Source organism: Nocardioides sp. NPDC000445, assembly GCF_040300245.1.
Lineage (GTDB): Bacteria > Actinomycetota > Actinomycetes > Propionibacteriales > Nocardioidaceae > Nocardioides.
Window position 1 is genome coordinate 53,973 of the sequence record NZ_JBEPDH010000011.1, and the last position, 22,332, is coordinate 76,304.

The 22,332-nt window shown below is 68.0% G+C and carries 23 protein-coding genes; 8 read left to right on the forward strand and 15 right to left on the reverse strand.

Annotated elements, in window-relative coordinates:
- From ABT304_RS16090 to ABT304_RS16110, 5 genes are all read left to right on the forward strand, one after another.
- Positions 1-423 (forward strand): hypothetical protein, encoded by a 423-nt coding sequence (locus ABT304_RS16090; RefSeq protein ID WP_350716528.1) that lies wholly within the window; start codon positions 1-3, stop codon positions 421-423.
- Complete coding sequence (locus ABT304_RS16095; protein ID WP_350716530.1) at positions 420-866, forward strand: hypothetical protein; 447 nt, start codon at positions 420-422, stop codon at positions 864-866. The genes ABT304_RS16090 and ABT304_RS16095 overlap by 4 nt, the downstream gene beginning before the upstream one ends.
- A gap of 112 nt (positions 867-978) precedes the next feature.
- Entirely contained in the window at positions 979-1,350 is a 372-nt protein-coding gene (locus ABT304_RS16100) for a hypothetical protein (RefSeq protein WP_350716532.1), read from the forward strand.
- Positions 1,350-3,116 carry a M91 family zinc metallopeptidase gene (locus ABT304_RS16105; protein WP_350716534.1) on the forward strand — a complete coding sequence of 589 codons (1,767 nt, stop codon included), beginning with the start codon at positions 1,350-1,352 and terminating at the stop codon, positions 3,114-3,116. Before ABT304_RS16100 ends, ABT304_RS16105 begins: the two co-directional genes overlap by 1 nt.
- A 4-nt stretch (positions 3,117-3,120) precedes the next feature.
- Positions 3,121-3,798, forward strand: a complete 678-nt coding sequence (locus ABT304_RS16110; RefSeq protein WP_350716536.1) for a hypothetical protein — start codon at positions 3,121-3,123, stop codon at positions 3,796-3,798.
- On the opposite strand, the gene ABT304_RS16115 is transcribed toward ABT304_RS16110, so the two are convergent.
- Positions 3,776-4,222: a TY-Chap domain-containing protein gene (locus ABT304_RS16115; protein WP_350716538.1), complete on the reverse strand. Its 447-nt coding sequence runs from the start codon at positions 4,220-4,222 to the stop codon at positions 3,776-3,778. The genes ABT304_RS16110 and ABT304_RS16115 overlap by 23 nt on opposite strands.
- Positions 4,223-4,346: 124 nt before the next feature.
- Between ABT304_RS16115 and ABT304_RS16120 the strand changes: the two genes are divergently transcribed.
- Positions 4,347-5,123 (forward strand): NPP1 family protein, encoded by a 777-nt coding sequence (locus ABT304_RS16120; protein ID WP_350716540.1) that lies wholly within the window; start codon positions 4,347-4,349, stop codon positions 5,121-5,123.
- Positions 5,124-5,149: 26 nt separating this feature from the next.
- Here ABT304_RS16120 and ABT304_RS16125 read toward each other — a convergent pair whose 3' ends face one another.
- From ABT304_RS16125 to ABT304_RS16150, 6 genes are all read right to left on the reverse strand, one after another.
- Positions 5,150-5,905 carry an anti-sigma factor gene (locus tag ABT304_RS16125; RefSeq protein ID WP_350716542.1) on the reverse strand — a complete coding sequence of 252 codons (756 nt, stop codon included), beginning with the start codon at positions 5,903-5,905 and terminating at the stop codon, positions 5,150-5,152.
- Positions 5,902-6,501: an ECF RNA polymerase sigma factor SigK gene (gene sigK, locus ABT304_RS16130; protein WP_350716543.1), complete on the reverse strand. Its 600-nt coding sequence runs from the start codon at positions 6,499-6,501 to the stop codon at positions 5,902-5,904. The genes ABT304_RS16125 and sigK overlap by 4 nt, the downstream gene beginning before the upstream one ends.
- Positions 6,502-6,538: 37 nt before the next feature.
- Complete coding sequence (locus tag ABT304_RS16135) at positions 6,539-7,177, reverse strand: fasciclin domain-containing protein (protein ID WP_350716545.1); 639 nt, start codon at positions 7,175-7,177, stop codon at positions 6,539-6,541.
- An 81-nt stretch (positions 7,178-7,258) separates the two neighbouring features.
- Positions 7,259-8,797 carry a molybdopterin-dependent oxidoreductase gene (locus tag ABT304_RS16140; RefSeq protein ID WP_350716546.1) on the reverse strand — a complete coding sequence of 513 codons (1,539 nt, stop codon included), beginning with the start codon at positions 8,795-8,797 and terminating at the stop codon, positions 7,259-7,261.
- A 52-nt stretch (positions 8,798-8,849) separates the two neighbouring features.
- The gene (locus tag ABT304_RS16145; RefSeq protein ID WP_350716548.1) at positions 8,850-10,607 is read right to left on the reverse strand and encodes a DUF429 domain-containing protein; all 1,758 of its coding nucleotides are present in this window, start codon (positions 10,605-10,607) and stop codon (positions 8,850-8,852) included.
- A 48-nt stretch (positions 10,608-10,655) separates the two neighbouring features.
- Positions 10,656-11,351, reverse strand: coding sequence for a class I SAM-dependent methyltransferase (locus ABT304_RS16150; RefSeq protein WP_350716550.1), 696 nt, complete (start codon positions 11,349-11,351; stop codon positions 10,656-10,658).
- Positions 11,352-11,455: 104 nt separating this feature from the next.
- Between ABT304_RS16150 and ABT304_RS16155 the strand changes: the two genes are divergently transcribed.
- Positions 11,456-12,325: an AraC family transcriptional regulator gene (locus ABT304_RS16155; protein ID WP_350716552.1), complete on the forward strand. Its 870-nt coding sequence runs from the start codon at positions 11,456-11,458 to the stop codon at positions 12,323-12,325.
- A 48-nt stretch (positions 12,326-12,373) separates the two neighbouring features.
- On the opposite strand, the gene ABT304_RS16160 is transcribed toward ABT304_RS16155, so the two are convergent.
- From ABT304_RS16160 to ABT304_RS16195, 8 genes are all read right to left on the reverse strand, one after another.
- A complete protein-coding gene (locus ABT304_RS16160; RefSeq protein WP_350716554.1) occupies positions 12,374-13,288 on the reverse strand; it encodes a hypothetical protein in 915 nt (304 codons plus the stop codon).
- A gap of 172 nt (positions 13,289-13,460) precedes the next feature.
- A complete protein-coding gene (locus tag ABT304_RS16165; RefSeq protein WP_350716556.1) occupies positions 13,461-14,849 on the reverse strand; it encodes a hypothetical protein in 1,389 nt (462 codons plus the stop codon).
- A gap of 268 nt (positions 14,850-15,117) precedes the next feature.
- Positions 15,118-15,537: an agglutinin cell wall attachment protein gene (locus ABT304_RS16170; protein ID WP_350716558.1), complete on the reverse strand. Its 420-nt coding sequence runs from the start codon at positions 15,535-15,537 to the stop codon at positions 15,118-15,120.
- A gap of 29 nt (positions 15,538-15,566) precedes the next feature.
- Positions 15,567-16,010, reverse strand: a complete 444-nt coding sequence (locus tag ABT304_RS16175; RefSeq protein WP_350716560.1) for a hypothetical protein — start codon at positions 16,008-16,010, stop codon at positions 15,567-15,569.
- Positions 16,011-16,467: 457 nt separating this feature from the next.
- Positions 16,468-16,944, reverse strand: a complete 477-nt coding sequence (locus tag ABT304_RS16180; RefSeq protein WP_091051687.1) for a hypothetical protein — start codon at positions 16,942-16,944, stop codon at positions 16,468-16,470.
- Positions 16,886-18,775, reverse strand: coding sequence for a DNA/RNA non-specific endonuclease (locus ABT304_RS16185; RefSeq protein WP_350716562.1), 1,890 nt, complete (start codon positions 18,773-18,775; stop codon positions 16,886-16,888). The genes ABT304_RS16180 and ABT304_RS16185 overlap by 59 nt, the downstream gene beginning before the upstream one ends.
- A gap of 569 nt (positions 18,776-19,344) precedes the next feature.
- The gene (locus ABT304_RS16190; RefSeq protein ID WP_350716563.1) at positions 19,345-19,842 is read right to left on the reverse strand and encodes a TrmO family methyltransferase domain-containing protein; all 498 of its coding nucleotides are present in this window, start codon (positions 19,840-19,842) and stop codon (positions 19,345-19,347) included.
- A gap of 26 nt (positions 19,843-19,868) precedes the next feature.
- Positions 19,869-21,287 (reverse strand): helix-turn-helix domain-containing protein, encoded by a 1,419-nt coding sequence (locus ABT304_RS16195; protein ID WP_350716565.1) that lies wholly within the window; start codon positions 21,285-21,287, stop codon positions 19,869-19,871.
- Positions 21,288-21,533: 246 nt separating this feature from the next.
- Here ABT304_RS16195 and ABT304_RS16200 point away from each other — a divergent pair, with 246 nt between their 5' ends.
- Entirely contained in the window at positions 21,534-22,256 is a 723-nt protein-coding gene (locus ABT304_RS16200; RefSeq protein ID WP_350716567.1) for a TetR/AcrR family transcriptional regulator, read from the forward strand.
- Positions 22,257-22,332: the final 76 nt, after the last annotated feature.

Here is a 22,332-nt window from a genome sequence, read left to right on the forward strand (position 1 = left end):
ATGCCCGATCAGACGACGATGACGCTCCCGGAAGGCTGGGAGAGCGTCGAGCCACCTGAGGGCGTACGTTTCCTGGCGCTCGCGCCCGCGAGCGGGACATTCCGCGCCAACCTCACGGTGACCGCCCAGACCAACGGCGACCTGGGGTTCCGCGACTGGCAGGTCGGCTCCGAGATGGCGTTCACCGAGATGATGCCGGGATACACGCCGATCGACCTCGAGCGCCTCACGATCGCCGGGCAGGAGGCGGGGCGGCGGCTGGCGATGTACGACGGGCCGGGCGGCTCCGCGCTGACCATGGAGCAGTGGTTCGTGGCGATCGACGGAGTCGGTCACACCCTGACCGCCACCGTGCCGACCAGCGACTATGCGACCTGGGCCGCCCAGATCGACGCCGCCGCCGCGACCTGGAGCCCGGCATGAGCGCGGCCGCGACGGAGGTCGTCTGGGTCCTCGCCGGCCCGGGCGGACGCCTCGAGCACCGCGCCGCCGTCGACTCCACGGGCATCCACCTCGAGCTCGGCGTCGACGGCACCCGTACGCAGCCCCTCGACCTTCCGCGAGGTCACCTGGTCCCGAGCCTGGTGCGCACACTGAAGATCCGCCCGGTCAAGGGTGCGGCCGGGTCCATGCGACCGTTCCCGACTGCCCGGATGGCCGAGCTCTTGAGCGAGGACCAGGACGCTCGCGACGTGGTCCTGGACGAGCTCGGTGCCCGCACCGCCTGGTCGATCACGGTCGGCTCGTGGACGCTCGCCGGGATCAACGGTCCCGACGGCCTCCATCTCGCGCTGAAGGACCGGCTCACCCCGCTGACCAACACCGCGTTCTACCGGCTGCTGTGCCAGCAGCTCGGCGCCTACTGACGCCGACCACGTGAGCCCCAGTAGGTAAAATCTCCGGCAGATCGGTTTAGCGGCGGCCGGATCGGGGAAGGACCTACACGGGACCACTTCTGGCTGAAACGGGGGACACCGCATGACCATCAGCATTCCCGAGTCGCTCACCACCCTCGCCGACGACCTGCGTACGGCAGCGGACACCGCACGAGACGGATTCACCGACAACGTGGCGGAGCTCGACATCCCGGGCACCGCCGCCGGCAACTCCTCCGGCGGGCCCGGCCTGATCACCGCCCACGTGAACGTCAGCGACGCCGCGAGCACCGCTGTCGGTCGGCTGGCCGGCGTGCTCGAGCAGGACATGGACGACATCTACGCCTGCGCGTTCCTGTTCGCGACCACGGACGAGGACGCGGCCGAGCAGATGCGCTCCGAGGTCCCTCGCATCGGCGGCATCTTCCCCTACAACCCGACCGTGGACTGGTCCGTCTACGACGGTGGCCGCTGATGAGCGGCCTGTGGGATCTGGAGGAGGACGCCGGCCAGCTGGACCGTGCGTCGAGCCGTTGGGCGTCGCTCGGCACCGCCCTCACCACCTCCAGTGACGCGGTCGACGCGGGTTCCCGCCGAGTCCGGGCAGCGGACTGGGAGGGGAAGACCGCCGACTCCTACGACCAGCACCGCAAGAAGATCATGACCGATCTCGACACCGCGGCAAGTCTTGCCGACAAGGTCGCGAGCGTGCTGGCCCGCTCCGCGGGGTCCGTACGCATCGCCCAAGGTCGTCTCGACCAGTCCTGGGCGACGGTGGTCGGCGTGCCCCATTCCAGGGGAGTCGGTGGCGAGGTGATCTTCAGGCCGTCGACGCCGGAGGAGTCCCAGCAGGTCGAGGACGCGATCAGCGCGGCCAACGAGATCCGCAAGGGCCTCGACTCCGAGCTCGCCACCGATCGCGACGCGCTCGACGCGGCGACCACCCGTTGGCAGGAGATCGCGCGGGTGTGGCAGGCCGTTGCGGAGGGCACCGACGATGGGTTCGAGCTGCCCGCGGGGGCGCAGGGGACCGGCATCATCACCTCCGGCGACCAGACCGTGATCAGCACGGGCGACGGCGACGACGAGGTGACCGTCTTCATCGACCCCAACACCGGCGAGCAGATCGTCGTCGTGAAGAACAGCAGCGGCGAGACCGTCTACCGCGTGCCTGCCGGCCAGGAGCTGATCGTGCGCGGAGGTGGCGGCAACGACCGCATCGGCGTGCCGAAGGGGGTCGGCCTGGATGTCACCCTGATCGGTGGCGAGGGGAACGACGCCGTGCACGGCGGCGACGGCGACGACCGTGTCTACGGTCTCGACGGGCACGACTACGTCGACGCCGGCGCCGGCTCCGACCGGGTCAGCGGCGGAGCGGACCGCGACTACATCGACGGCCAGACCGGCGACGACCGGCTCTACGGCGGAGAGGGCAACGACTCGGTCTACGGCCTCGACGGCAACGATGTCGTCGCAGGTGAGAACGGCAACGACTTCCTCGAAGGCGGTGCCGGCAACGACCGGATCCTCGGCGGCTCCGGGAACGACACCCTCTCCGGCGGCTCCGGCGACGACCGGATCACCGGCGGTGGCGACGACGACGTGGCGTACGCCGGAACGGGCTCGGACACGATCGCCGGCGGGTCTGGCGATGACACCGCCTACGCCGAGAGTGGCGACACCGGCACCGGCACCGAGAAGACGGTGAAGGTCGAGATCGACGAGATCCCCGAGTTCATCAAGATCGAGGGAAGCCCGGAGTTCCAGGCCAGGGTCCGGGCCGATCTGGAGCTGCTGGCGGCCTCGCCGCGCGGGCAGCAGATGCTGGCCGACTTCCAGAGGACGTACGACGACTCCGGGTTCCTGGGCTTCAACAAGCAGGGCCTGACGATCGCGGAGTACGACGACAACAGCAACAGCACCGCCGAGCCCAGCGGCGAGCGGATCAACTACTCACCCCGCATCGACTGGATCGAGGAGGGGCCGCCGGTGGTGGTGCTGTTCCACGAGATGGCCCACGCGTACGACTTCCGCCACGACCAGTTCGACCGCACGGAGTACTCCGGCAACGACACGGCCAACCACGGCGTCGAGCAGGGCGAGCGGGTGGCTGTCGGTCTGCCGATCGACCACGACAACGACCCCAGCACCCCGGAGCGAATCGACCCGGACCACTCCTACGATCTGACGGAGAACGGACTACGTGAGGAGATGGGTGCGCCGAACAGGCCGCACTACTGAGCCGATGAGGAAACTCCAGATGTGCTCGATGATCGCCGCACTCGTCGCCGCGCTGAGCGGGTGCGGGTCGGCCGTGCCCGACTTCGAGGACGGCGGCGAACCGCCGGACCCGAGTCCGTCGGCGACCGCTCCCGACGTCGACTTCTCGGCCGACATCGCGGTCACCACGGACTCGGTCACGGTGACCTACACAGTCACCAACAACGAGTCGACGGACGTCTTCGTCACCGACCGTACGCTGGTGCCGTCGGGGGCGGGGACGAAGCTGTCGACCGCTCCCTACGTCACGGCCGAGAACGGTGATGACGGTCCGGTCCTCGTGCTGTCCCACCGGGCGTTCCCATGGCCGCCGGGCATCAACCTGGCCGTCGCGCCCACCGGCGGTGGTCAGCTGCTCGCTCCGGGCAAGACGGTGACGGTCGAGACCGCCGTCGACCTCCCGGCGACCCGCAATCAGCCGTTCGGTGACGACCTGGGCCACGGAAAGATCACCCTGCCCGAGGACCCGGTCGCCGTACGCTTCTGCCTCGGCGTCATCGCCTCGCCGATCCCGCCCGCGCTGCAGTCGAAGGACGCGGGAGAGGGGGCGCTCACCTTCGCGCACGGCAACGCCGCGCACGAGGCACAGCACCTGTTCTGCAGCCGGACCGAGCCGCTGGCTACCGATCCCGCTCGAGGGTGAGGGTGGCGAGGTCGGCGCCGAGGATGCCGAAGGCGTCGACGAGGAGCCTGGCGACGAGCGCTGCCTCGGCCCGGGGAACGGTGCGCCAGTAGTGCGGCACCCTCGGCGCAGGGGCGATCGGGTCGGTCTCGTCGGGGGTGAGCCAGCCGGCCGCGCGAAGCGCCTCGTGCTGCTCGGCGGAGGACTCCCAGGTGCCGCCGATGTGCTGCGTACCCGCGAACTCCGCGTAGAGGACCGAGTCCACGCACAGCACCTGGCCCCAGCGAGACGGCGGCGCGGACCGTGAGGCCTTCGACCTGAGCCGGGCGAAGATGCCTGTCGGTTCCGGCGCCGGCGGCGCGGGCTCGGCGATGATCACGAACTCCTGCTGCCCGAGGCCGGCGAGCTCGGCGGTGATCCGTTCCTGCCATTGCGTTGCGTCCACCGGTCCATCCAACCAGGGTCGGCGAGCAGCGTTACCGGCGCGTTCACACGCCAGGGGTTGTCACGCGATCGTGGCACTGGTTGCATCTGAGCACCCCCTTTCCCCACGATCAAGGGACCCCCACATGACTCTCGGGAAACGACTCACGCGCAGGCTCGCCCTCGCGCTCCCGCTCGCCGCACTCCTCTCCCTCGTCCCGGCGGCTGCCTGGGCCGCCCCGCCGCCGGCGCTGCCGGCTTCGGCCCCGGAGGGCGACCGCACCTGGCAGCCGGCCCTCGACTTCGATACCGACGGCTGTTACAGCACCCCGGCGATCGGCCCGGACGGCACGCTCAACGGCGGTCTGGCGATGGGCGGCACGGTCAACGGCCAGTGCCGCGACCTCTCCGACCTGCAGAACACCAACGTCTACTCCCGCTCGAAGTGCAACAACGGCTGGTGTGCGTACCTCTACGGCTACTACTTCGAGAAGGACCAGGTCTCCTGGGGTCCCGGCTCGGCCGGCCACCGGCACGACTGGGAGCACATCATCGTGTGGGTGCAGGACGGTCACGCGCGGTTCATGTCCGTCTCCCAGCACTCCGGCTATCAGATCAAGCCCGAGGCGGAGCTGCAGTTCGAGGGCGGTACGCACCCCAAGGCGGTCTATCACAAGGACGGCGGCAGCACCCACTGCTTCCGCTTCCCCAAGACCGGCGGCGGAGACGAGCCGCCCGAGAACCACGAGGGCGTCTGGCAGGTCAAGGGCCTGGTCGGCTGGGACAACTACCCCGCCGGCATCCGTGACCGCCTCGTCGCGGCCGACTTCGGCGCCGCCACCTTCAAGCTCACCGACGCGCGCTTCGGCAACGCCTTGGCGAACGGGAAGCCGGCCGGGGTCTCCCTCGACCCCTACGCCTGAGCCGGCCGGCTTCCACTTCTCGCAGGTCAGGTGGCCTGCGAGAAGTCGAAGAGCGCGATCGGGGCCGAGGTGGGTTCGTCGGAGCCTCCCTCGGGCTCGACGGTGATCCCGGCCGCGCTCGCGTCCGCGGCGTCGCCCTTCAGGACGAAGGTCTGGTCGCTGCCGGCAGGCATCAGCCCGGCGGGGACCATCACGTCGTCGTGCTGGAGCCAGAGCTCGTAGACCTTGCCGTTCGGCGCGGCCGGCATGCCGGAGGTGACCAGCACCGCCCTGTTCTCCGAGACCGAACGGACCACCCGGGCACGGGCTTCGCCCGGAAGGTCAACGGCCACGGTGGTCGCGTCCTTCGCGCTCAGCACCCGTTCCGCGGTCGACATGGTCTGGCTGGAGTCCTCGCGGATCAGCTCGACCGCGGCGACCGTCCCGCTGCCGACGACGGCCAGCACCGCGGCCGCGGCGGCGAACGTACGCCACCCGAACCGGCGACGGCCGGACGACTCGTCCGCGGGCTCAGGAGCCTCGACGGCCCTGTGCTTCGGTGTGGTCTCGGGCGGAAGCGGCCGGATCTCCTTGATACCGGCGAGCAGACGGTCGCGAAGCTCAGGCGGAGGTGCGGTGTCGGTCAGGCTGCCGAGCATCCAGGCGCTGTCGCGCAGGCTGGCCACCTCGTCGCGGCAGTCCGCGCAGGCGGCGAGATGCTCCTCGAAGCGGATGCGCTCGAGGTCGTCGAGGGCGTCCACCGCGTATGCGCCGGAGAGGGCGTGAATGTCTTGCGCGTTCATCGGCTCACTCCCATCGCGTCGCGCAACCGGATCAGTCCGTCCCGGATACGGGTCTTTGCAGTGCCTATCGGCAAGTCCAGCATGGCGGCGACCTCAGTGTGGGTGTAGCCGCCGAAGTACGCCAGTTGTAGCGCCTCCCGTTGGACTGCCGTCAGGGTTTCGAGGGCGGCGTGGACGCGGCGAGCCTCCAAGGAGGTCTCCACGGTTTCGGCCGTCGTGTCATGTGGTGGGGTCTGTGTGGTCCCGTGGTAGGCCGTGTCGTTGCGGCCGGCGGACTCCGCGGATCGGACCCGGTCGACCGCACGACGATGGGCCAGCGTCAGCAGCCACGAATGGGCGCTGCCCAGGCTCTCGTCGTACCGGCTGGCGGTGCGCCACACCTGGAGGTACGCCTCCTGGGTGACCTCTTCCGCCTGAGCCGGGTCTCGGACCACCCGCAGCACCAGTCCGTGCACGCGGGCGGAGGTCGCGTCGTAGAGGGCGGCGAAGGCGGTCTCGTCGCCTCGGGCGACGCGACGGAGGAGCTCGGCAAGCCCCGGGGACCCGGCTCCCTCCGGCGACGAGTCGCCGGAGGGAACTGAGCTGAGCGGTCTCATGTGTCGATCCTCGCGGATATCCGGTCCGATGTCCCGATCAGGGCATCAGGACGGTGTCGACGACGTACACCGTGGCGTTGGCGGTCGGGATGTTGCCGCACAGCACCTTGGCGTTCTCCTTGCCCACGGTGAACTCCTCGCCCTCGCCCTCGACGGTGATCATGTCGCCGGCCAGGGTCTCGTGCTCACCAGCGACCTCGTCGGGGCTGAGCTGGCCGGCCACCACGTGGTGGGTGAGGACCTTGGTCAGCGTGGCCTTGTCGGCCAGTACGGCGTCCAGGTCGGCCTTCGGGATCTTCTTGAAGGCGTCGTCGGTCGGCGCGAAGACGGTCAGCGCGTCGGCGCTGTTGAGGGTGTCCACCAGCTCGGCCTCGCCGACCGCGGTCACGAGCGTCTTGAGCAGCGGGTTGGCGCTCGCGGCGGAGGCGACCGGCGCGGTCGACATGCCGTTGAACGAGCCGGCACCGTCGGCGGGGATCAGCTTGCAGCCTTCGCCGAAGGTCTGAGCACCGGCCTCCTCGGTCTCGGGCGCGGCCTCGGTGGTCTCAGAGGTCTTGGAGCCGCCTTCGCTGCCGGAAGCGGTGTCCTCGGAGCCACATGCCGAGAGACCCAGACCCAGCAGGAGAGCCATGGAGGCGGCGACGCTGCCGGTGCGGGTGATGGTGTTGAGCTTCATGAGAGGGCCTTTCGAGGGTTGGTCTCTTGCTGACATGAGGGCTTCGGCACGGCGGCCGAATCGGATTTCGCCAACTTCTTCTCAGGTGACGGTGACGACGATTTCCTGGATCCCGCTGGACCCGTCGGGGAACGGGGTGGCCCGTTCCGAGCTCTGCACGTTGCCGTCGCGATCGGTGACCCGGACGGCCAGCTGGTGGCTCCCAGGCTCGGCGTCCCACGGCATGAACCACTGGCGCCAGTAGTCGATCCCGGCGTCCGGACCGAGCTCGGCCGGCTGCCAGCGGCCGCCGTCGATGCGTACGTCGACCGTGTCGACGCCGGAGTGCTGGGCCCAGGCGACGCCACCGATCACGGTGCGGCCGCCCTCGATGTTGCTCAGCGGCCGGGGCGTGTCGATCCGGCTGGAGAGCTTGATCGGCGCATCGATGGCCCAGTCGCGGTCGGTCCAGTAGGCCGTCGCCTCGTCATAGCGGGTCAGGGTGAGCTTGGTGACCCACTTGGTGGCGCCGACGTACCCGTAGAGGCCGGGCACCACCAGCCTGGCCGGGAAGCCGTGGGTGCGGGGGAGGACCTCGCCGTTCATGCCGAGGGCGACCATCGCGTTGCGGCCGTCCATCGCGGCCTCGAGCGGGGTGCTGATCGTGAAGCCCTCGACGTCGGTCGAGAGGATCTGGTCGGCGTTCTTCCCGACTCCGGCCTCCTCGAGCAGCTCCTTGAGAGGTACGCCGGTCCAGCGCGCTGCGCCGACGAGCTTGCCGCCCACTTCGTTGGAGACGCAGGTCAGGGTGATGTCGTACTCGACGTTCTCCCGCGCGCGCAGGTCGTCGTAGCTGAAGGTCAGCTCGCGGTCGACGTCACCGTCGATGGTCAGCGACCAGCTGTTCTGGTCGACGATCGGGACGGCCAGCTTGGTGTCGACGCGGTAGAAGTCGCGGTTGCGGGTGATGAACCGGGAGATCCCCTGGTGGGTCTCCTCCAGCCCTGCCGGGAGCGCCGGCAGCGGCTTGCGGACCCGCGGCAGCATGATGTCGGCGAGCGCCGTACGGCCGCGGACGATCATCTGCCCGCCGGTCGCGGCCGCGGCGGAGAGCAGGGCGAGAGCCCCGAACCCGATCAGGACGCTGCGGCGGGTGGCCGCGCCTTCGTCCGGGGTGTCCTGCCGGTGGCTCGGGGTGCGCTCGGCGGTCAGGGCGCGGGTCAGCAGCACCAGCAGGCCCGGTCCGAGGACGAGCGCCACCAGCGTCGGCACGAGGTTGGCGATCTCGAAGAGCGGCTGGCGGACCACGGCGGCTCCGGCGAGCAGGACCAGGCCCGCCATCAGGCCGACGCCGAGCCACAGACGTCTGCGGGCGATCACGCCGATCACGGCGGCGAACGCGATCGTGACCAGCAGCACGCTGCCGATCAGGATCGGCTTGTCCGCGCTGCCGAGCTCGCGCACCGCCCATTCCTTGACGGGGGTGGGTGTCGCGTCGATGACCGCGGTGCTGACCGCGAGTGCGGGGGAGGAGGCCGGCGTGAGCAGCGCGGCCGTGAGGTGCGCGACGGACATTCCGACCGCTCCGGCGAGCACACCGGCGGCGGCATGGGCGAGGGTATGACGATCCAGGTGTCTCATGGCGGGGATTCGTGCCCGATCCCCGACCGGATTTGATGCCCGCGGAGACGAGTCAGTCCGTGTCGCGCATCTTGGCGAGCCTGGCCCGCAGGCCCTGCTCCCGGTGCGCGTTGGCACGCAGCTCGACGTAGGCGTCGCCGTAGACCCAGAGCAGGGCGTCATCGAGCCGCCGCACCGCGCCCGGCGGATAGCGGTAGTCCATCCGCGCCATGAGGGTCTCCTCGTCGACCGAGCGCAATGCGTCGCCGAGCTCGCTCAGGGAGGTGATGCCGAGCTCGAGGATGACCCCGGAGATCCACCCGTAGTGGTCGGTCCGTGACCAGCCGGCGTCGGCGTACTGCCCGGCCAGGAAGGCCGCCAGCTCGCGGGGGCTGATCCGCGGGTCGTCGTCGGGAGTCTCCGTGCTGGCGGCGGTCCCGCCCTCCCGCAGCCGGTCCCTGATCGTGGAGAACTCGCGGTCGGCGAGCTCGAGCAGGCCGGCCGCGAGCGTGAAGCGTCGGTCGAAGTCGGGTCTGTGCTCGCTGGGGATGGTGCCCTTGTAGCGGATGTCGTGCTCGAACTCGGCCCAGGCGTGCTGCAGCACGGTGCGGATCTGGATCTGCGCCTGGCGGCCTCGCAACAGCTCGTACGCCGCCTGGCCCTCGCGCGCGGGGTCGAGGCTGACCAGCAGGTGGCGGCTGGCGTACCCGAACCGGCCCTCGCTCGCGGTCTCCTCGCCCATGTCGCGGTCGTCGTGGACCACCACCTGGTCGTCGAGGAGGTCGGCGACGGCCTGGACGTCGCTGTGGACGTAGGTGATCACCCGCAGCCCGATCTGGTCGGTGATCTGGCGGAGCGGGTCGGTGAAGACCTGCCGTCCGTCGACGGTACGAGCCGCCTTGGCGGCGAACGACGCGACCGACTTCGCGCGCGAGGTCACGGTCAGGTAGTTGATGCCGGCGTCGTCGAGGATCGAGGTCACCAGCTGTACGTACTGGTCGGCCGCTTCCTGCAGGATCGGCTGGATCGCGGCGTACTCACGGACCGCGGTCGCGGTGTCGTGGATCCTCGATCCGGCTCGCCCGCGGGGCGTCGGGCGGAGGTCGTCGGGCAGCGTTGGGGTGACGATGTAGCCGGTGGCGAAGTCTCCGTAGGTGGTGGTGCGGTCCGGTGCGCGGGTCGCGAAGAGGCCGATGTAGGCGGCCAGCACCGCGTCGACCTGGTCCTCGACGGCGCGCAGCTCGCTCTTGCGTACGGCACTCTCGGCGGCGGTTCGCAGGGCGTGCCAGGACGGGTTGTCGAGCAGCAGCGGCGGATCGGCGCTGGCGAGACCCTCGAGCAGACCGAGCAACGTGATCAGCTCGGCGCGCAGCTGGTCGATGTCACGCCCCGACTTGTGCTTGTACTTCAGTGTCCGGCCCAGGCGGAAGAGGGCCACCGTCGCGGGGTGGGGGTAGACCTCGATCGCCCGGCGCCGCCGGCCGGACCGGGGGTTCATGTCGAGCCCGAGCCGAGACGCGATCCGGGCACCTCGAGGCTGCTCGCTGAACTCCGGCTTGCTGGTGTTGGAGGGGTGCGCGCCGGCGTCGAAGCGCGCGAAGTCCTTGTTGAGCGCCGCCTCGGCCGGACGGTTCCCGGTGGGGTTGGTGACGATCAGGGGAGCATCGAACGCGACCAGACAGTCGTCACCGACGTACGGCTCCATGGCCGCGACGATCTCGTCGTCGGTCTTGGCGGCACTGACGTGCACGAGGCGGCCATCCTCGTCCAGGACGGCCACGCCGGTGGGCCTGCGCACGCCCCAGGCGAGGTCGACTCCGAGGAAGTACATGGGGCAAGACTGCCCGTCCGTGAGGCGCGGGTCTAACCCCCGGGGTCGTCAGCGAGTCGCCTGGACGATCGTGATCGGCCCGAACCGGTGCTCGATGTGGTCGATCTCGCGGGCGTCGGTGAACCCCGCGCCGCTCAGCAGCGTGACGATCCCGCCGTCGAGGTTCCGCTCGGTGTGGACGTTCATCCCGCGGTGCCGGTGGCCCTCGTGGCCGTGTCCCTTTCCGTGGCCACCGTGTCCGTGGTCGGGGGCGCCGAAGTCGACGATGGTCACCCGCCCGCCGGGCCGGAGCGCCCGGTGGGCCTCCCGTGCGAACCCCTCGCGCCCGGCGTCGTCGACGTGGTGCAGCGCGAGCGAGGAGACGACGTGGTCGACGCTGCCGTCCTCGGGCAGCAAACGGTCGGCGTACCCCTGCACCAGCGAGAGACGTACGCCTCTCCGACCCGCCTTCCGGGCGGCGATCCGGAGCGCGCCGGCGTCGGGGTCGTGCCCGGTGACGACGGCCCCGGGGACGGCCCGGAGCACCGCGAAGGAGAGGTTGGCGGTGCCGCAGCCGACGTCGAGGACGCTCTGGCCCGGCTCGATGCGGGCGAGCTCGACCGTCCGCTCGTGGAGCGCGCGGACGCGGGCGAACCGGGTGAAGAGGTCGTAGAGGGGGAGGAGCCAGGTGCGGCCCATGCCGGGCAGGAAGTCGCGGCCCCGATCGCTCTCGGCGCGGCCGTCGATGATCTGTATGGTGGTCATACATCCACGATGGGACATCTTGCGGATCAGCGGTGGGAGGGAAGTCGGTCACCATGGGACGTTCTTCGGATTCGACTTGTGTCGACGCGCGCCGGGTGCGCACGGTGCGCGCCGACGGAACCCCTGTCTACCGCTGGGACCAGCGCCCCGGCGTACCTCCGGTGAGGGTCGTCCCTCTCGACCCCGACTGCGAGGGAGAGCACCTTCCGCCCGACAACCGGCACGCCCACGACTTCTGGGTGCTGGCCTACGTCGAGCGCGGCGGCGGCGCCGTCGGTCTCGACGGGAAGCAGGTGGAGCTGCGCGACGGCGAGGTCCACGCGGTGGCTCCCGGCGAGGTCGTCGCCGCCGAGTCGCTCGCCGAGCTCACCCACGCCCGAGCCTGGTCGGTGGCGTTCACCCCCGACGCCATCCCGTCGCTGGCCTCCATCTCCCCGCTCACCTGGGCCCACCACCCGCTGCTCGCGTTGTTCGCCGCCGACGGTCGCCGTGGCGTGGTCCCCGAGGTCGAGCGCCCGCGCTGGCAGGCCTGGCTCACCGAGCTCGACGATGAGCTACGCCACCCCGAACGCCTCGGCTCCCACGACACCGTTACCGCGATCCTCACGCGGCTCCTCGTCGCGTCCGCGCGTCTCGCTCCCAGTGCTCCTATCGCCCCGGACCCGCTGGTCAGTCGGGTCTTCGACGAGATCGAGAGGACGTACGCCACCAAGGTCTCCGCCGGCGACCTGGCCCGATCGTTGGGCTACACCCCCGGCCACCTCACCACCGTCGTCCGCCAGCGCACCGGCCGCACCCTCCTCGACTGGCTCACCGAGCGCCGCCTCACCGAAGCCCGCCGCCTCCTCCGCGAAACGGACCTCCCCCTCTCGGTCATCTCCACCCGCACCGGCCTCACCGACCCCGGCTATCTCGTACGCCGCTTCAAGGCCCGCTACGGCACCACCCCCGACCGCTGGCGTCGCGAGGTTTAGGGCCCCGTAGCCGAACCTGTCGAGACCACCCACGGGAATCGGGTGCAGCTACTCAGTCAGCGTGGTGCTTGTTGTGAAGGCAACCTGCTTCTCCCATACGAGGTCGATCCGGTGGGCATCTCGGCCGACAACGCAAGGAAATGACGCTTCGATCCGAAGCGAGTGCTCTGTAGTTTCGTCAACGAGAAACACGTTCCGCTGAAGGGACGCCGGGCCACCCTTGGCCGTGGCGTCCTTGAGCATCGCCCTGACAAGCGGTTCGCCGTCTACGGTGACGTGTGCCTCTCCCGGACGGATCTCGTCACACTCTTGCATCTTCCCGCCGACCTGTACCGATGCCTTTGCCAACCGCAGAGTCGACTCAACGATCCCCCAGGTCGAGCCACTGCGTTCCTCGAACGCCCAGCCCTCACCGACGACGTATGGATACTCGACGGCCTTGAAGGTGCAGCCGGAGCCAGCGAACTGCTTGACGTCGAAAGTGACCTTTGGAGATCCAGCCGCCGCCATCCAGCCATCGTCGCAGCGCGCGATCGGAGCAGTCGCTGGATATCCGTAGAGCACCTCGGCCTCGCCCGCGTCCCGCTCGCCGTCGGCCCACACCACCTGCCGGACACCGTCGAAGGTGACCGCTGCCCCAAGCTTGGCGCCTGGCTCGGCCTGCACCCGGATGTAGGACTCGAGGACGGAGGTGTCGTCGCTGATCGGATAGCTCCGGTCATCGACAAGGAGCTCGACCGACGCGTCTGGATATTCAGAGAAGGTCGGGCCGATCAAGCTGTCGAGGTTGGTGCCGTCTGCCCTGACGTCTGCCACCGGCACGAAGCGCTCGTCTTCTGCTGCCTCGAGTGCTTCCCCATCAGATGTTTCGTCTGCAGGGATCGTTGTGACCGGATCGCCGACCACGAGTGTGAAGCCACCGGATGGAAGTTGAAACTGCAGCTCCGAACCGTCAACTGCCACCGGTCGGGCGTACGTTGCCGGATCGGGGTCTGTCGTAGTGCTTCCACAGCCCACCAACGCGGCGGCTAAGGCACAGGTCGCCACGGAGTACCGCCATCCGCGGGCGGGAACACGGGAAAAGGCCACCGAGCCGTCACTTTCAGTCATCGTCGATCGGATGCGAAACGTCTGGTCAGGTGACGAAGTTGGTGTCACTGTCGTTGATTCGGTCCGCTTCCCGGCGTGCATCTGCAGAGATCTCCTGATCTTGCAGCCCGATCGTACGGGCGGCGTCATTGAGTGCATCGGCGGCGACGCCAAGCTCGTGGACCATCCTGGTCAACATATCGATGGTCGTGTCCTGGACGGCCTCGAACTGGGGCCAGGATCCGTCTGGCGCCATCCCCACACCGCTAGGACGCTCCGAAAAGACTCGTGAGGTGACGACCAAGTCACTGCGGGCGCTGCGAAGGTCGCCACAGATCGTCGGGATCCAGAGCTGAGTGACTCTCGCGATGATCCCGGCGTCGACGATGACATTCTGCTGGCGATCCAGGACGGCATTCTGCCTGGCCTCGGGCGCGGACAGGTCGAGGGACGATCGGTTTGCCTCGATCTCGTCCAGCACTGCCGTCAAGAAATCACCCAGATGCTGCTCTTGTTCCAAGATCGCCTCGCTGAGGTCCCGCAGTGCAGCCTCGATCCTGGTCATCACCGCGTCCGGGGTTCCCGCGCCGAGTGCGACTTCCTTCTTGCCGCCAGACGCCCCAGCGACTGCGCCAAGGAACCCAGCACCCGCTGAAAGCAGGCCAGCAACCGCTGCGACGGACGCGCCGCCCGTAGGAATCGCGGCGACAAGGCCGGCAATCGCGCCGCCGACGGCAAGGATGGTGAGCCCGACGCTTCCGCTTCCGCCGCCAGGTGCTGATGCCTTCATGGCCGTGACGGCGTCCCTCTGGATCGTCTCGACATCCTTGGCCGCGGCCTCCCAGATCGCGCCCTGGCCCTGACAGGACAGACCGAGGCACGCGATGACAGCGCCAAGTCCTTGGATGGCAGACGGCAGCGGAGCGAGATAGCGCTCCTGGAACGCTTCGGCATACATCCCACTCAGTTGGCCGACCCGGTTGTTCAGGTTGAGCAAGTCCGCGGCGAGACGCTGGTTGGCAAGACCGATGACGGGGCCAGACTCGACGGTTGTGTTGGTCGGTGGCGCGGTGCCCGTCCGGAGCTCGCCTTCGCCATGCTCCAGCCAAGCGACCTCGCCGGCGTTGAACCCGGGCTGGGGCAGCGCGGCCCATTTCGAGAAGGCTGCCTCGATCTTTCCGGGCCACTTGGCGTAGATCTGCTCGACCTGTTTGATCGCGGCTTCGATCTCGGCATCTGCGACGCTGGTTGCGTTTCGGATCTCGTACGCACCGGTTGACGGGGTCAGGATCGCATGCGCGCCGCCGGAGAAGATCCGCATGAGTCCGTCGCCGGCGTACGTGTTCCATCCGTTGTGTTGGAGATCAGCCTCGACGGCAGCTTCGACGATCGCGGTGAGGACGTCACCGCCCCCACTTCCTGTGGTGTCACGCATGTAGATCCTCTAGTCCCGAGTGCTAGGCCATGTCATCCTGCAGTAGCGATCGTGCGCATGACAAGGGCAATCAAGGGCACGGGCACACTTGGGTCAGCGACAGCGATGCCAACCTCGCTGCGGGCGCTGACCGTCCATAGAACCTGGCCACCTCGTACGCCCCTTCAAGGGCTGCTACGGCCCCCGGGGACCGCTGGCGATGGGAGGCGTGAGCGCCGCGATCCAGTGGATGTGCCGGTGTAGAAGGCTGACCCGGGTCATCCAGCCCTTACTTGGCACGTGCGCGGGCCTCGGCCAGCTTCGCCTTGAGCCAGTCGGGAATGGCGTCGTCACGCCGCGGGAACTTGTCGAGATCGAGCCCGTAGAGACCTGGATCGATGTCGCGCCGCCACGCTGGCTCGTCGTCGTAGTTGAAATTGACATCCGCCATGCGCTGTCCGTCCTGGTTGGTCACGGTCCACTCCAACGACAGCCAGGTGCCTGCTCCCGGTCGATACATCACCTGGCGTAGCTCCTTGAACAGCTTGGAAGCCTGTCGTGGTCCCAGAGTTCCGGTCATGGAGCCGTCAGGGCGGGTGACCTGCATGGTTTCCTCTGCGAACATCGACAGAGCGCGACGATTGAGAACGAGCTTCGTCCAGTCTCCCGCGATGCTTTCCGACAGAGTCGCGGAGATCTCCTCGATCAACTCGCCCCGCCTGCCTTGCGCCGATTCCCTCACTCTGGGGGCTCCGCATTCCAGGCGGCGTCGATTTCTTCAGGTGTCATCCCCGAACGCAGGTAGGCGGCGACGGAGGCGTCTTTGTTGAAAAGTACGACTCGGCCCGCCGTTGCCTCGGGAGCCAGGGTCCTAGCCCAAGCCGCGAACTCGAGCTGCTGGTTGTGGTTGCCGTCGGTGGACAACATGCCATCGCCGAGGTCGAAGATCTGGAAGCGCCCGCCGCCGTCGGTGATGCGTAGCGTCAGCTCGTCATCGAGGTCTATGACCTCGACGTTCGGCCACTGACGGCGAGCGGCTGCCACGAGCGTGTCGCGTGAGGTCGGGAGCACGCCATCGGGTGAGTAGACGATTGCGCCGTCAGTCATCGTCGAGAGTCTCCCTTCTTCTTCTGGCCGGATATCTATAGTCAGGTCTATCTTCACCGCCCACACGGCGGGCACGGGTGCAGAAAGCGCAACAATGGTCGAGGCGTCTGTGGAGACCCTCAGGTCATCACTCCGGCATTACCGATCGAGGTCGGTATTGGATGGAGGACCGTCCTCAGGAGTCACAGTCGCATTCGCCCGCGGCGGGCAGTTGGAGGAAGCAACGCGGACAGTGCCTAACCAATGTCGGTTCCGCCTTGACCACGCCACACTTGCTACACGGCGGCACTCGTCGCATCTCGTCGGGTGTTGCTTCGCGAACAAACGAGACCTTGTCGTTCGGGTCGGCGGAAAGCCGCGCCGCTATCTCTTGGTCGGAGTAGGTGTGCTTGTCCACCTTCTCGAAGAAGTGGGTGCAGTTGTAGAGATGCCGCCTACAGTTCTTGGGAAGTGAACCGTTCCGGTTCTCCGGAACCCATCGCTGCTCGGGGTTCGTCACGATTGTCGATTGGCGTCCGTCGGACACGCGGCATCACGCCGATGCTGTGCGGGCGGCCTCGTCGAGGCGCTTACCGAGCCACTCGGGGACATTCTCGGCGTCTCGCGGAAAGTCGCGAACGTCGATGGCGTAGTTGAACGCGCGGACCGGCATGCTCCATCGTGGCTCGTCGTCGTAGTTGAACGTCGCGCGTGCGTCGGCGTGGCCGTCGCCTAGGTCGGTGATGGTCCATTGGGCTGACATCCAGGTACCGGCGCCGGGGGTGTACATGACCTTGCGGAGTTCGTTGAGGAGGTCATCGACCTCGAAGGGGACCCCCTCGGACTCGTCGATGGTGCCGTCGGGTCGTTCGACGATGAGTTCGTGCTCGGACAACATGGAGAGGGCGCTGCGGTTGAAGGTCAGGCTGCGCCAGGGACCGGTGACCTCGGTCGGGATGAGCGCGGAGATCTCACTGATCAGCTCCCCCTGGCGAGTCAGGTTCGGGCCCTGCGGGTTCGGGGCGGACATTGGTGAACGTCCTCTCTCTGCGCTTGCCGTTCACGGTCATGACGGCATGGATCTTTGACGGGACCTTCTGGTCCCCTTCGTACCTCGGAACGAGCTTGAGGGCAATGTCGTAGGCAGGGTTCCCGTCTTCGGCGTGGGTGCCCACCCAATCGCGGAGCTGCTTCTCCATATCGTAGAAGTTGTCGCTCACCTTCGTGGGTCCTGCAGCGACCGACTCGTTGAGTTCTGCGAGCATCGCGATGATGTTGATTCGGTCGGGGCCGCCTCCGCTCGCCTTTTGAAGCAGGTGGCCTCCCTGGTAGCCAGGGCCGCCGGAGCGACCGACGACGCCCTGGACATGCTCCGATCGGGTGGCGTCCCGGAGTGCAAAGTGGGGGTCGTTGGCTTCGACTGTTCGCGCTTGTGGGTCGGTGCGAAACACGTGGATGTTGCTCACGACGAAGGTCGCCGAGGGAACTGGCGAGTTGAGATCTGGATTGAGACTGCCCTTCTCTCCGTACTCAGTGTCGATGTGAGTCAGTTTGCCGTCATCGTCGGTGAAGAAGGTCCCCCGGCCGGTGACGTCGTAGGCGGTGTTGGGTTCGAGAGTCAGCCCTCGTGGCGGGAACTTCGTTCGAGGTCCGAGTGGTCCCACCGCGACACGGCTGACTACCTCGGGCGCTGGCCATCGTTCTTGGATGCGGATCGCTGACATCGACCCAGGAACAGGAATCATCGCCGCTGCCGGAACGATCCCTGGCGCGGAGGCGGATGGGCTAGCGGGGCCGAGCGCAGGGGGCTTCGTGATGGCGACTTGGTGGTTAACCTCTCGAGGTCGGGCCACTTCGGGCGGTTGGCGCGTAGGCCCGGCGAGGGCAGGAGGTGTTTGGGGTGCCGGTTCGGAGTGGGGTACGACTTGGCGACGCCAACCGGTGGCCATCCCCCAAGCGAACCCGGCAGCACCCCATACGTGACCGACTCCGTAGGCAGCGGGGCGTGTGAAGCGCCAGGCGATGTAGGTGAGGACGGCACAGACGGCGAGCTTGAGGGTGTAGTGCACCTGGGCACTGGTCAGGACTGCGCTGAAGAACCGGAGCAGGCACAGGGCAACAACGAAGTAGATCGGCCCCATGACCAGCGGGCCGATCACGCGATGCAGCCAGCCCACGGCAAGGTCGCGGGTGCGGTCGAACATGAACAGGATCCCGGCCGCGGGTGCGAACGGGACGATGAGGCGGATGAGCACGAACGCGAGCAGGATCGCCAATCCAGCGATCAGCAAGTAGCCGCAGGTCACGATCACCGCGACCAGGTTGACGATGCCTGCGGTGGCGCGCTGACCCCAGTGCTCACCTTTGAAGTATTCGTAGGCGACCGAGTCTTCACGGTCGATCTGCTCGGCGATCGCCTTGAACGCGTCCTGCTTCTCTTCGACGATCGCTTTGCCCTCACCTTCGGGGTCGGACCGGTAGGTCTCGTATTCGTCGAAGGTGAAGTGGGTCGCCCGGAACAGATCTGGTCCGTGCTCGCGGGCAGTGGCGGAGTCGGCATCGCCCAGGGCGCCGGTGAGCCAGGTGCGGTATTGGGTGGACCGTACGAGCTCGTCCATCTGGCCGTTGATCGCGGCCACCGCCGGATCCTCGCCAGGAGCCGGGTGGTCCTCGAACCCGGTCGCTATCAGCGTGACCGTGTTGCGTACACCGTCATCGACCAGGCGGACCGACTCGGCGGGGTAGGAGATCAGCAGAGTCGTCGCAACCAGCACGACACCAGCCCATGCGACGGCGGTTGCGGATCCAGCGACATGTCCGGTGCGTGCGCGCCAGATCGCGGTCGCGGCGACGAGAAGCACGGCGATGGTGATCCATGGGCGCCAGACACCTTCGGTGACTGCACGGGTGGCGTCGACGACCGGGTTGTCGAGGGCCTGGACCGGAGAGTCCGGGTCGACGACGGCGTCGAGCAGCGCGTGGGTCCAGTTCGGGATCGTGCCGGAGACCTGGAGCAGGATGTTTCCGATCGCCGTCCCTGCGCCTGCTACGAACTGGCCGGTGCAACCGTTGTCGTAGGTCCATAGCTGCGGGGTCGTGCCGTAGGTCGACTCCAGGGTCACGCCGTCGTCGTCGAAAGGATCATCGTTCTTCGGGCTCTCGCCGAGTTGGACGATCCACGACCCCGCGCCGTGCGGGGAGGCAGGGATGGGCGCGTCGTCGTTGTTGCACGCGAGATCGGCTGCGTCAGCCGGCGAACCGGCCATGACCGATCCGACGACGAAGGTCAGGGCGAGCAGCGCCACGAGCAGATGCAATCGCCTGCCCTGACAGCGTGTTCGAAGAGGTGCCCGACCACCCAACTCCATGTCCCCCGATGCTCCCGAAACCGGACAGCAGTTTCGCCCACGGTGCCGAGGGCTGCCACCGTTTACCGTCTTGCTGGCTGAGCCTCGGTCGATGGGGCGAAGTAGTCGCCGAGCATCTCGGTGACCCAGGCCGGCTGGTGGGTCTCGCCTCGCGTGCCGAACTCGGCGAACCATGGCTTTACGTCTAGGACGGGGGTGCCGTCGACGGCGTCGAGGTCTTCGACGTGGAGGTCGAGGCCGTCGACCTTGAGGAGCTTGCAGCGGGAGATACCGAGCCAGTTGCGGCGGCGCATGTTGCGGTGGCCGATGTTGCCGACCTCGGGCCAGGCCGGGTTGTCACGGGCGCGGCGTAGGCCGAGGTTGAGGTCGGCCTGGTCGGTGAGGTGGAAGAAGAAGGCGACCTCGAGGTGAGAGAACTCCTCCAATCCCTTGGTCGCCTCGACCGGGTACAGGTCGGGGTCGAGGCGGAGGATCGCCTGGGTGCCACCCCAGTAGTCGTCGGTGGGTTCGGTGCGGCCGCCGACGACCTGGGCGATCGGTGTCATGGGGATGGCTTCCACGGATGCTCCTTGGCTGCGGGGTTGGGTCAGGCTGTTGCGAGGTAGGCGGCCGCGCGCTGGTCGAGATCGGCGAACTCGCTGGTGGCACGGACCGGCTGGAGAACCTGACGCACGGTGGCGGCCATGTCACGGACGCGGCCGGACCGTACGCCGCTGGTTGCGTCCAGCGCCGTGGACCATGTCGCGCCGGCACGGTCGAGGTGGCCGCGGGCGGCCTGGATCTCGCCGAGGTAGCCCAGGGTGACCGCGTGGGTCCGCACGAACTCCTTCCCACGCAGCTCGACGCTGCGGGTCAGGGCGGACTCGGCGCCGTTGAGGTCGCCGCTGGCGTAGAGCGTGCGGCCGGTCTCGTGGGCGAGTGATGCCTGGGAGAAGAAGAACACCCTGCCGGGTTCTTCGTCGCCACTGTTCGCTGCGGCGAGATCCTTCTCCGCGCGCAACAGGGCTGCCGCGGAGGCACCACCGAGTCCGGCGGTGGCGAGCGCGCGAGCATGGACGACGCCGATCAGAGCACGTTCGCGCGGACATGCCGCGCGGTACCGGTCGCCGTCCACGGATGCCTCGGCGAGTGCGAGGGCGTCGTTGGGTTTGTCGAGCTCGATCGCCTGGTGCGCGAGCGCGCGAAGGGCATGACCGGCGAGTGCTGGGTCGTCAGCTTCGTCAGCAAGTTTGACCGAGGTGGTGAGTAAACGGCGGGCCTGGCCGTGGCGGGCGTCGTCGAAGGCCATCCATCTTGCGACGCAGGCGACCTCGGAGGCAGCCGCGATCATCGCGGATCTGACTGACTCATTGGGGAAGACCCCGGTGACCATTCGCTGCACGTCGTTCGTGAGGTACGCCGTGGCCTGAGCGAGCGCGCTCCCGCCGCCATGTTTCTGGTCGGCTCGAGCGAACCCGGCCGCGGTCGAGTAGACCCGTGCGACATCGGTGGCGCCGTAGCGTCGTCCCGCTGTCGGCGGCGAACCCCACGACACCACGGTTGCCGCGGCCGCGCCGAGTGCCTCACGTCGAGTCAGGTCCACAGCGCCATTGTCTCGGGCCGGCCGAGCGGCCTGAATCGTTGGGGTCCGCAGTTGCCGTAGCAGATCCTGCTGAGCCGGTGGCAGGTTCTCGTGATCGACGTCATCGAGAAGGTCGAGGACCGTGCAGCCGTGCCCGAAGGCGCGCGCCAGACGCGCGAGGTCCTCCAGCGAGGGACGCGAACCCCCGTGGGGCCAGTTCTCCCACCGCGAGAGCCGGGAGTCATCGATCGGAGCATCCGGGTTGACCGTCCGGTACTGCTGGACGGCCTTCCACTGCGTCCACCCGAGGGCTGCCCGCCAGGCTCGCCGCGGGCGGTCACCGAAGGCTTGCTGCATCTGCGAAGCGATCTGGGCCACCGAGCGATCCTCGGAGGCCAAGCGCATGCGCAGCTGCTCGCGCGCTGCCCTCTCGCTCCGTGCCACGTCGAATACCTTGCCCGATCGTCTCTTGCGGCTTTCTCTGTCGCGATCGTATCCGCGGTTCAGATATGCAGCCACCGATGCACGACGGCGGCGCAGAAACTTGCATCCAGATACAAGATCTCCACCCACAAACACCCAAATACGCAGGTCACATGCCTGTTAGGCCGCGATCCAGAAAGTTGCCGTTCCGCGCGGGAGCCTGCCCGGCTCCTTCCAGCACGCTGGTCGGGTCAAGCCGCGGCATCCATGCCGCGCCAGATCACGGAGATCGAGATGCCAGCGACCATGACTCGCACGGGTAGGCCCGGAGGGCCGGGACGTCCTCGCCACACCGGCCAGATCGCAACAGGATCGGCACGCGAGGACATCCTCGACCACGCCGCGCGCCTGTTCACGAGCTGCGGTTATGCCGGCACCTCCACCCGAGACATCGCGGAGGCGGTCGGAATCCGACAGTCTTCGCTCTACTACCACTTCACAGACAAAGGCGAGATCCTCAGCGAACTGCTCGAGCAGACCATCCGCCCCACGGTCGACAAGGTCGAGGAGATCGAACAGCTCGCCGCCGAGCACGACTGGGCGACCGTTCTGTACGTCCTCATCCTTCTCGACATTCACACCCTCGCCGTCGCTCCGCACAACGCAGGCATGCTCCCAAGGCTGCCCGACGTGACCAGGCAGCCCCTCTTCGAGCGCTCCAAGGCTGTACGTCGCGAGCTCATCGACGCCTACGACCGGTTTGCCTCACACCTGGTTGGCGACGACTACTGCCACCACGACCTTCACTTAGGCAACGTGCTGCTCCAACTCGTCGAAGTCGTCATCAGCATCCGCCGCACCGGCGACACACTCACCGACACCAAACGCCACGCCATCGCAGCCTCTGCCCTCCGAATCTGCGACGTACCCGAAGAACAGATCTGGACCGCCGCCCTCACCGCAGAACGCTTGGTCGGCCAGTTCCCCTAGTTTCGCGGCCGGGCCGCTCCAATCGTGGCGGGTCGGGCCGGGCCAATGATGCGGCCCGCGACACCTGGGTTACTGA

Coding starts and splice junctions, on each gene's coding strand:
- ABT304_RS16090 (WP_350716528.1), top strand. CDS start 1: ATGCCCGATCAGACGACGATGACGCTCCCGGAAGGCTGGGAGAGCGTC.
- ABT304_RS16095 (WP_350716530.1), top strand. CDS start 420: ATGAGCGCGGCCGCGACGGAGGTCGTCTGGGTCCTCGCCGGCCCGGGC.
- ABT304_RS16100 (WP_350716532.1), top strand. CDS start 979: ATGACCATCAGCATTCCCGAGTCGCTCACCACCCTCGCCGACGACCTG.
- ABT304_RS16105 (WP_350716534.1), top strand. CDS start 1,350: ATGAGCGGCCTGTGGGATCTGGAGGAGGACGCCGGCCAGCTGGACCGT.
- ABT304_RS16110 (WP_350716536.1), top strand. CDS start 3,121: ATGAGGAAACTCCAGATGTGCTCGATGATCGCCGCACTCGTCGCCGCG.
- ABT304_RS16120 (WP_350716540.1), top strand. CDS start 4,347: ATGACTCTCGGGAAACGACTCACGCGCAGGCTCGCCCTCGCGCTCCCG.
- ABT304_RS16125 (WP_350716542.1), bottom strand. CDS start 5,905: ATGAACGCGCAAGACATTCACGCCCTCTCCGGCGCATACGCGGTGGAC.
- sigK (WP_350716543.1), bottom strand. CDS start 6,501: ATGAGACCGCTCAGCTCAGTTCCCTCCGGCGACTCGTCGCCGGAGGGA.
- ABT304_RS16135 (WP_350716545.1), bottom strand. CDS start 7,177: ATGAAGCTCAACACCATCACCCGCACCGGCAGCGTCGCCGCCTCCATG.
- ABT304_RS16140 (WP_350716546.1), bottom strand. CDS start 8,797: ATGAGACACCTGGATCGTCATACCCTCGCCCATGCCGCCGCCGGTGTG.
- ABT304_RS16145 (WP_350716548.1), bottom strand. CDS start 10,607: ATGTACTTCCTCGGAGTCGACCTCGCCTGGGGCGTGCGCAGGCCCACC.
- ABT304_RS16150 (WP_350716550.1), bottom strand. CDS start 11,351: ATGACCACCATACAGATCATCGACGGCCGCGCCGAGAGCGATCGGGGC.
- ABT304_RS16165 (WP_350716556.1), bottom strand. CDS start 14,849: ATGCGTGACACCACAGGAAGTGGGGGCGGTGACGTCCTCACCGCGATC.
- ABT304_RS16180 (WP_091051687.1), bottom strand. CDS start 16,944: ATGTCCGCCCCGAACCCGCAGGGCCCGAACCTGACTCGCCAGGGGGAG.
- ABT304_RS16200 (WP_350716567.1), top strand. CDS start 21,534: ATGCCGCGCCAGATCACGGAGATCGAGATGCCAGCGACCATGACTCGC.